The organism is Nesterenkonia sphaerica (genome assembly GCF_005771565.1).
Classification (GTDB): Bacteria; Actinomycetota; Actinomycetes; order Actinomycetales; family Micrococcaceae; genus Nesterenkonia; species Nesterenkonia sphaerica.
In genome coordinates, this window is record NZ_VAWA01000033.1 from 1 (window position 1) to 8,388 (window position 8,388).

9 protein-coding genes are annotated in these 8,388 nt (G+C 62.8%); 5 read left to right on the top strand and 4 right to left on the bottom strand.

The genetic code is table 11. The features are described from left to right. Window positions 1–218: 218 nt before the first annotated feature. On the bottom strand, window positions 219–644 hold the full coding sequence (locus FEF27_RS12695) for a CoA-binding protein (protein WP_138171253.1): 426 nt from the start codon (window positions 642–644) through the stop codon (window positions 219–221). Window positions 645–727: 83 nt separating this feature from the next. Between FEF27_RS12695 and cutA the strand changes: the two genes are divergently transcribed. Next, complete coding sequence (cutA, locus tag FEF27_RS12700; RefSeq protein WP_138171254.1) at window positions 728–1,054, top strand: divalent-cation tolerance protein CutA; 327 nt, start codon at window positions 728–730, stop codon at window positions 1,052–1,054. A 223-nt stretch (window positions 1,055–1,277) separates the two neighbouring features. Continuing rightward, entirely contained in the window at window positions 1,278–2,591 is a 1,314-nt protein-coding gene (locus tag FEF27_RS12705) for a glycosyltransferase (protein WP_138171255.1), read from the top strand. On the opposite strand, the gene FEF27_RS12710 is transcribed toward FEF27_RS12705, so the two are convergent. Beyond that, a complete protein-coding gene (locus tag FEF27_RS12710) occupies window positions 2,545–3,585 on the bottom strand; it encodes an acyl-CoA thioesterase (protein ID WP_243729247.1) in 1,041 nt (346 codons plus the stop codon). The two genes, FEF27_RS12705 and FEF27_RS12710, sit on opposite strands and share 47 nt — an antisense overlap. 17 nt (window positions 3,586–3,602) lie before the next feature. Here FEF27_RS12710 and FEF27_RS12715 point away from each other — a divergent pair, with 17 nt between their 5' ends. Together FEF27_RS12715 and FEF27_RS12720 are read left to right on the top strand one after the other, a co-directional pair. After that, window positions 3,603–4,244, top strand: coding sequence for a DUF8185 domain-containing protein (locus tag FEF27_RS12715; protein WP_138171256.1), 642 nt, complete (start codon window positions 3,603–3,605; stop codon window positions 4,242–4,244). Between the two features lie 193 nt (window positions 4,245–4,437). Then, window positions 4,438–5,004, top strand: coding sequence for a single-stranded DNA-binding protein (locus FEF27_RS12720; protein ID WP_138171257.1), 567 nt, complete (start codon window positions 4,438–4,440; stop codon window positions 5,002–5,004). Window positions 5,005–5,044: 40 nt separating this feature from the next. Here FEF27_RS12720 and ettA read toward each other — a convergent pair whose 3' ends face one another. Both ettA and FEF27_RS12730 read right to left on the bottom strand, forming a co-directional pair. Continuing rightward, complete coding sequence (gene ettA, locus FEF27_RS12725) at window positions 5,045–6,727, bottom strand: energy-dependent translational throttle protein EttA (RefSeq protein WP_138171258.1); 1,683 nt, start codon at window positions 6,725–6,727, stop codon at window positions 5,045–5,047. A gap of 457 nt (window positions 6,728–7,184) precedes the next feature. Further along, a complete protein-coding gene (locus FEF27_RS12730; protein ID WP_166430025.1) occupies window positions 7,185–8,174 on the bottom strand; it encodes an acyltransferase family protein in 990 nt (329 codons plus the stop codon). A gap of 61 nt (window positions 8,175–8,235) precedes the next feature. On the opposite strand from FEF27_RS12730, the gene FEF27_RS12735 reads away from it, so the two are divergent. Beyond that, window positions 8,236–8,388 (top strand): transposase (locus FEF27_RS12735; RefSeq protein ID WP_138171260.1); only part of this gene is annotated, 153 nt, incomplete at its 3' end.

Consider the following 8,388-nt stretch of genomic DNA (forward strand, 5'->3'; position numbering starts at 1 on the left):
ACCCGGTACACAAACTAATTGACACCCCCTCCGAGGCCTCGGTGACGGTGAGCTGCTTAGCAACGATCTTCAGAACAACAACGCGGTGTTTGGTCACCTACCTATTAAGACTGTGCCATATGTCCCGACTCACCTGTGCCGTATCAAGTGGGACACATGTCCTGAACCCAGACACCTCCTCGGGCACTTTGTGATATATATCACATTCGGGGTTGGTCTCACAGGCCAAGCCTGGGCGCTTCAATGGCCGGGCAGGCGTCCATCACCACACTGAGTCCGGCCTGCCGGGCACGTTCCGCCGCGCGGTGGTCGACTACCCCTACCTGCAGCCAGACGGCCTTCGCGCCGACCTCTATTGCCTGATCGACGACAGCTCCCACCTTCTGAGAATTCACAAAGCAGTCCACCACGTCAATCGGGCCGTCGATCTCACTCAGCGTGCGGAAGCCGGGCTCACCGTGGACGTCCTCCCCGGCCAGGTTCACCGGCAGGATCTGCATGCCCAATCGGTCACGAATCATCCGGGACACGCCATAGGCAGCTCGACGGGTGTTGGTGCTCAGGCCCACAATCGCCCACCGACCAGGGGTGGTCAGCAAGCGCCGAATCACTTCCGGGTCGCGAGTCTCCGCAGCAGTCACCATGTCACAACGCTACCGGACGGCATTAGTCACCAGGTGCGGACCATGCAGGTGGCCCCTCGACTACGATCGGTCAGACTGGGACTATGACCACAGTCGAATTCGTCACCGTCCACACCACTACTGATTCTGCTGCCGAGGCTGAACGCTTAGCATCGATGGCAGTGGCCGAGCAGCTCGCGGCCTGCGTGCAGGTTTGCCAGGTCACCAGTTACTACCGGTGGCAGGGAGAGACCCACCAGGACCCCGAGTACCTCCTCACCTTGAAGACCGAGTCCTCTGCCATTGACCGAATCAAAGCGCTGTTCGCCGCCGAACACTCTTACGATGAGCCAGAAGTAATCGTCCAGCCGATCATCGACGGCAGCGAGGCTTATCTGCAATGGATCCGTGAGAACACAACTTCGGCTTAGGAACGAGTAGATCCAGGGCCGCGGGTTGTGCTCCGGGCCGGTGTGGACACACATCGGGCCCCGGGAGGTCATCGTCCACTGAAGTCGAACGAGTCAAGGGGCCAGAACATTGCTGCATCCCTTGAATTAGGCGGGATTCCCAGGTGATAGACTCGCTCAGTCCGGAGAGTGACCATCTCGCCTCGGGCACCAGTCTGTTCGTCAACACCTCTGAAAGCTACGCATGCCCATAGAGTCCGGAGTCGGCCCCGATGCGGCCGCCCGACGCGTGGTCATGCTCAGCCTCCACACCTCTCCCCTGGCGCAGGCAGGCACCGGGGACGCCGGCGGACTCAACGTTTACGTCAACCAGCTCGCCCACGCCTTGGCCGAGCGGGGCACCACAGTGGACATCGTCACCACAGACCTCGATGTCGCACCCGGACAGGGACCCGAGTTCGCGACCCAGTCCGGGGACAGACGAGCTGCCCTGCACCCACGGCTGCGTGTGCACGTCCTGCAGGTATGCCAGAACTGCCGCGAGGACAAGTCCCGCCTATTGCGGTGCATAGCAGACCTCTCCCAACGAGCACTGGTCTCCCTGAAATCCGCCGACCCTCACCCCGTGGACGTAGTGCACTCCCACTATTGGCTTTCCGGTCTGGCCGGGATCAGCTTGGCCGCCTCACTCGGGGCGGAGTTAGTGCACACCATGCACACCATTGGTGCGGTGAAGCTGGAAAGGGATCCCGACGCCGCGGAAGATCCCCAACGGCACCGCGCCGAGCAGCAGATCGCCGCGGCAGCGTCCGCCCTGACCGCGAACACCCGCAGGGAAGCTGCCGACCTGCAGCGCATTTTCGATGCACCACCAGAGCGCATCGCCATGGTCCAGCCCGGCACCGCCCTGGGCACCTTTCATCCGCCGACGGGGGTGGATCCGCGGTTGACGCCTCCCACCCAGCGTACGCTGCGGCTGGCGTTCGCCGGCCGGCTCCAACCGCATAAGGGCCCTCAGGTCGCAGTGGCCGCAGTGGGCCGGCTGAGGTCCCGGCTGCCACACTTGAAGGTGGAGCTGACCGTGGCCGGACGACAGTCGGGTCCGGACAGCGTAGACATTTCCGCGCTGGCACACGATGCGGGTATCTCAGACATACTCGTGACGAAGAAACCCCTTCCGCACCCGGATCTCGCAGAGCTCTTCCGCACCTCAGATGCGCTTCTGGTGCCCTCCTACAGCGAGTCCTTCGGGCTAGTGGCCTTGGAGGCCAAGGCCTGTGGCACACCGGTGCTGGCCCACAATGTTGGCGGACTCGCTGAGTTGGTCGACCACGGGAGGTCCGGAATCCTCATCGACAGCCTCGATCCAGAGGATTGGGCGGCGGCCCTGGAAAAGCTGGTCAGCGACTGGAATCTGTGGACGGCGTTCAGCCGTGCCGCGGCTGATCTGGCGCGCGGCTACTCATGGGACGCCACCGCACTGCAGGCGCAAGCGGCGTACGAGAGGGTGCTCACCGCATATAGCGGGAGCGCCAGGCAGCCTTGTACTTCTGATTGAGCTCCCGCTGGGTCTTGCCAGCGGAGACCGCACGCTTCTGCACCTGCTCCTGCACCTTGGACTTCAGGCCCTGGGGGGACCGGATCATGCCCTCTTGAGCGACGGTGGCCACAAGCTCACCCGAGCGAGTGTAGATCGCTCCAGTGCCCAGCCCACGCGAGCTCTGGGCCGAGGGGCTGTCTTTGACATAGAGCAGCCATTCATCGGCACGCGCCGCCCGATGCCACCACATGGCATGATCGAGAGAGGCCACTTTCAGGCCCGGCTTCGCCCAGTAATACCCATGCTGACGGAGCACCGGCTCAAGGAGCGTGTAGTCCGAGGCGTACAGGATGGCCGCTCGGTGAATGTTCGGATCTTCAGGCAGTGGCGCCTTGGTCTTCATCCACACCGCTGAGGCCGGACGGCGGTCGCGGTCCGCCTCGAGATAAATAGGACGGTCAATATGCCGCAGCTCGAAGGGACGGCCGCTCCCCCACTCGCGCATCACCGGATGGTTGATATGACCAAGCAGCACCTCGGGTGCCGGCAGGTCCTCCGGGGCCGGCACGGAGGCGGGCATCGTTTCCTGGTGCGTCGGGCCACCGGACGGCTTCTGAAAGCTGGAGATCATAGAAAGTATCGGCACCCCGTCCTGGTACGCCTGAGACCTGCGGGCGGAGAAGGATCCGCCGTCGCGCAGCCGCTCCACGCGCACCTCGATCGGTTTGGTGGCATCCCCTGGGCGCAGGAAGTAACCGTGCACCGAATGAACCACGCGCCGCGGGTCCACGGTACGCATTGCCGCTGCGGTGGCCTGGGCCAGGACCTGGCCGCCGAAGACGCGCCAGTACGCCTGTTCGAAGACTGGAGCGATGAAGCGGTCCTCGCTGCCTCCATCATCCGGCAGGGACTCCAGGTCCAGCATGCCCACCAGCCGCGCCACAGCCTCCTCCGGGGTCGGGACTCGGTACTCGCGTTCCGCCATCACCGGCTCCTCCATCTGTATGTGCATGAAACAATGAACATCCTATGACCCCGCACCTGAACTTTGCCGAAGCAGCCGCCCTTCAGGACCTCTCGACATACATCTCACGAGGCCGCCGTATCAACGAACAAGGGATCCGCCTCCAAGCAGTGGGCACCGTCGCGGCCGCCTGGCTTCCGGTGATGACTCCGGCGACGCTGACCTCCCGCATCCCTGCCGTGCTGGGACTGCGCACTATGGCCTTAGCTGAGACGTCTCAGGCCGATGTGACAGTCGAGCTCTCGGCCATCACGGAGCGGCTGGCACGGATGAATCCGGCCGAGACGCAGCTACCGCTGCCGCCGTCTCGCATCAACGCCCCCTGGGCCGCAGTAACTCCGCCTCGCACCGGATGGGTGAGTCGGGGCACCGTTGCTGACTCCAAGCTGCGCACAGCTGCCGAGCAGGGAGTGGCAGAGGTCGCCGAGGCGGTGCCTCAGTCCGCGGGCGCGCATGTGGTGGAGCAGGTCCGCGAAACCGTATGGAGCCGGCCGCTGGAGCACGGGCTGCCCGCCGGCGCAGCATTCGGCGCCCTCTCGCTGGGCTTCCTGGACGACGCCGCCGACGCCACCAGCACCGTCCATACCCACGGCAAGTGGCTACGCCTGACCTCAGCAGGCGGCTTCATCCTGGCGAGAAACACCTAAGCGCCAGGAATACTCCCCAAGGCACCTCCCGAGCATGCCACCGCGCCAGCCCCTCCACAGCGGAGCATTGTGACCACACACCTCGCTGAACATCGCCCAGACTCAACGGTACGAACCGGGTGCACGTGAACACGGCCAGCGCCCCGGTTCACGCCAGAGCCTGGCCGTGAGACTGAGGAAGTGATCAGCAGCTATGACCGAAACCATCACAGTGCGCGGGTTCTCCGGCACCACCCCAGAGGTGAAAAACCCTGACTCGGACAACCCGGTGACAACCTTCCGGTTAGGAGCGACACCTCGCTGGCGCAGTGGTCAGACCGGCGAATGGACCTCCGGGGAGACCAATTGGTATACCGTGGCCTGCTTTGGCCGACTGGCACTGAATGTGGCCGACTCGATCCACAAGGGGGACCCGGTCGTCGTTGTGGGTCGCCCCAAGGTCCGTACCTGGAGGAACGATCAGAACGAGTCTGGTGCAGAAATCGAAATCAGTGCCCAGAGTGTCGGTCACGACTTGAAATTCGGCACCACCCAGTACCGGAAGGTTCATCGCGGCGACGCCGCAGACACATCTGAGTCGTCCGCCCCAGGGGGAAACACTGAACGCGACGACGCCGCGCAAGAGAGCACTGAGCCCTCACCAGCTCACACACCACCCCCCGCCTCGGCTCCTGCCTCGACACCTGTCTCGACACCTGCCTCGACACCTGCCTCGACGCCATGGCAGGCCGAGCACACCGCTGGGCGCACGGCCGCCTGAAATCAGCAGCCGGAGACCGCAGAGCCTCCGGCTGCCGGCATCACTGTCGGGTCAACCGTCGGTGAGTGACACGGCTGGGCCGCGCCGCTTCAGCCCCGAGGCGGTCGATCTTGTTCTGGGTGTAGGACTCAAAGTTCCCTTCGAACCAGTACCAGTTGGCAGGGTTCTCCTCTGTGCCTTCCCATGCGAGCACATGGGTGGCCACGCGATCCAGGAACCACCGATCGTGAGAAATCACCACGGCGCATCCCGGGAACTCCAACAGGGCGTTCTCCAGCGAACTCAGCGTCTCCACATCGAGGTCGTTGGTGGGCTCATCGAGCAGGAGGAGGTTCCCGCCCTGTTTCAGCGTCAGTGCGAGATTCAACCGGTTGCGTTCCCCGCCGGAAAGGACCCCCGCGCGCTTCTGCTGGTCGGGTCCCTTGAAACCGAATGAGGACACATAAGCCCGGGAGGGCATCTCCACATTCCCGACCTGGATGAAGTCCAGACCGTCGGAGACCACCTCCCACAGGCTCTTATCAGGATCGATTCCGGCCCGGGACTGGTCAACGTAACTCATCTTCACTGAATCACCCACGGTGAGGTCGCCGCCGTCGAGCTCCTCAAACCCCACGATTGTCTTGAACAACGTGGACTTGCCCACACCGTTGGGGCCGATAACACCGACAATGCCGTTGCGGGGCAGCGAAAACGACAATCCGTCGATCAGTTTCCGGTCGCCGAAGCCCTTCTGCAGGTTCTCCGCCTCGATGACCTGGGTGCCCAACCGGGGGCCAGGTGGGATCTGGATCTCTTCAAAGTCGAGCTTCTTGGTCCGCTCGGCCTCCGCCGCCATTTCCTCATAACGGGCCAGACGTGCTTTGGACTTCGCCTGACGGCCCTTGGCGTTGGAGCGGACCCACTCCAGCTCCTCGGCAAGGCGCTTGGCCTGCTTGGCGTCCTTCTTGCCCTGCACCTCCATGCGAGAGCGCTTCTTCTCCAAGTACGTGGTGTAGTTGCCCTCGTAGGGGTAAAGCCTCCCCCGGTCCACCTCGCAGATCCATTCGGCGACATGATCCAGGAAGTACCGATCGTGGGTCACCGCAAGGACTGCACCCTCATAGGAGGCTAAATGCTGCTCCAGCCACAACACAGATTCGGCATCCAGGTGGTTGGTGGGCTCGTCCAGGAGCAGCAGATCAGGCTTGGACAACAGCAGTTTGCACAGCGCCACACGCCGTCGCTCACCACCTGAGAGGTGGGTGACGGCCTCATCACCTGGCGGGCACCGGAGTGCGTCCATGGCCTGCTCGACCTGCGAGTCAATGTCCCAGGCGTTGGCGGCGTCGATCTCCTCCTGAAGCTTCCCCATCTCCTCCATGAGGGCTTCGAAGTCAGTATCCGGGTTCGCCATCTCATCGCTGATCTCGTTATAGCGAATCACCTTGGTGTAGATGTCACCGAGCCCCTCCTGAACGTTGCCCAGGACGGTCTTGTCCTCACTGAGTGGAGGCTCCTGCTGCAGGATGCCCACCGAGTAGCCAGGGCTGAGCCGGGCCTCACCGTTGGAGGGCTCGTCCATACCAGCCATGATTTTCAGAATCGTTGACTTCCCGGCGCCGTTGGGACCGAGGACACCGATCTTGGCACCCGGGTAGAACGACATCGTCACGTCATCGAGGATGACTTTGTCGCCGACCTTCTTGCGTGCCTTGACCATCGTGTAGATGAATTCAGCCATGCTCTCTCCCTTGTCTTTCCTGGGGTCCGGATCGTTGGGGTGCCCATGAAGTGTCCACCCGCTTCCGACCCTGATCCCTACGCGTCGTCGCTTGGCACATACTCCACGAGGATACGACGAACTTTGGATTGTTTCGCATTCCCCTCGCGAATCGACCCTTCCGAAGGGCAGAACAGCAAGGTAGCGTGCCAGTCGCCTGAACTACACTTGAGGTAGCGCGATTGTTGGAATCTCCCCGATGTCTTCGTTCGAGGGTGGTCAGAGCAATGATTGGAATTCTCATCACCGCAGCGGTCATCACCACGCCCATCATTGGCCTGGTGTGGTGGGCATTCCTCATTTGGGAGGCGCTGGACAATTAGTCTGACCCGCTAGCGGTGCGCCCGTGGTGACTCCAGTCGAACTGTGCACCGTCTGACGCCGCTGTGATTCGCGCCAGAGCTCGCATCGCTGGAGCCTATCGGAGTTTGGCGGCTACTCGTTGGTGCTGCGGCATGACGTAGAGCCATGGGGTCCAGGGCCGGGCCCAGACCAGCAGCACGGTCAGGAACAGCGAGATGAGGGTCATCAGGAACACCTGAAGGCCGGCGGTAAGACCCACCGCTGAGAAGATATGGTCACGCAGCAGAACGATGATCGGAAAGTGGGCCACGTAGACCACCACGGAGCTGCGCCCGCACCACTCGACGAATTGGACGGCCCCTCCCCTGCGCAGCCGGGGGGCCAGCCAGATGACCACGAAGATGCCTGTGACCGAGATGGCCGCGGCTGCCGCTGAGCCGATCCGCAGGCTGCGGTCATCGACTCCCAGGTGAGCCAAGAACGCCACGCCCGTCGCCAGCGGGAGAATCACTGCCCAATGCACCTGGATCCAGCGGTCAACATGCGGCGTCGCCCAGGCCCCCAGGAAGAAGAATGCCCCGTACCAGAATGTGCTGCCCATAAGCCCGCCGTGGACTGCCGTGGTGGAGACGTAGGTGCCGATCATGGCTAGGAACAACCCCAGGTACGCCCACACGTGACCAGAGGGGAACCGCGTCACCAGGGGCTTGAATGCTGTGGCTGCTGAGTAGCACAGCAGCAGCGACATCAGAAACCACAAATAGTCCCGGTGGAATTGCCATTCCAAGAGGTTCGGTACGCCGATGCCACCGCGGACAAAGAATCCGTAGAGGCAGAGCCACACCAGCAGCGGCCAGGCGATGGCAGCTGCCTTCCCCCATACATACAGCGGCAGCGGCTTCGCCAGCGACCGGTGCAGGAGCATCCCCGACATGAACATCAGCAGAGGCATCCGGAAAGGTGTCAGGTACCGATTGACCTCCGCCCACCATTCCACACTGGCGCCGGCAATATTCTGGCTGTTGGCGTGTAATACCACTACCAGAAGTACAGCGAGACCGCGTAGGAAATCCATCCACTGCATGCGCGGGGCTTGAGTTGTCACGAGGTATAAGACTAGGGCATGTCTCCTATGTGTGAGGTGATTTCTCCGGCAGGCTGGGGGCATGGCGACTTCTACCTCTTCTCGCTATCAGCAGCTCACCGATGCCCAGTGGGCGCGGGTCGAACCACTGCTACCGTCCAACCAAGGGCGTAAGGGACGCCCCTTCGAAGACAGCCGCAAGGTGGTCGAGGCGATGATCTTCCGCGCCAGGACA

Bases quoted from the DNA above. Each gene is read 5' to 3' on its own strand.
- FEF27_RS12695 (WP_138171253.1), bottom strand. From the start codon at position 644: ATGGTGACTGCTGCGGAGACTCGCGACCCGGAAGTGATTCGGCGCTTG.
- cutA (WP_138171254.1), top strand. From the start codon at position 728: ATGACCACAGTCGAATTCGTCACCGTCCACACCACTACTGATTCTGCT.
- FEF27_RS12705 (WP_138171255.1), top strand. From the start codon at position 1,278: ATGCCCATAGAGTCCGGAGTCGGCCCCGATGCGGCCGCCCGACGCGTG.
- FEF27_RS12710 (WP_243729247.1), bottom strand. From the start codon at position 3,585: ATGCACATACAGATGGAGGAGCCGGTGATGGCGGAACGCGAGTACCGA.
- FEF27_RS12715 (WP_138171256.1), top strand. From the start codon at position 3,603: ATGACCCCGCACCTGAACTTTGCCGAAGCAGCCGCCCTTCAGGACCTC.
- FEF27_RS12720 (WP_138171257.1), top strand. From the start codon at position 4,438: ATGACCGAAACCATCACAGTGCGCGGGTTCTCCGGCACCACCCCAGAG.
- ettA (WP_138171258.1), bottom strand. From the start codon at position 6,727: ATGGCTGAATTCATCTACACGATGGTCAAGGCACGCAAGAAGGTCGGC.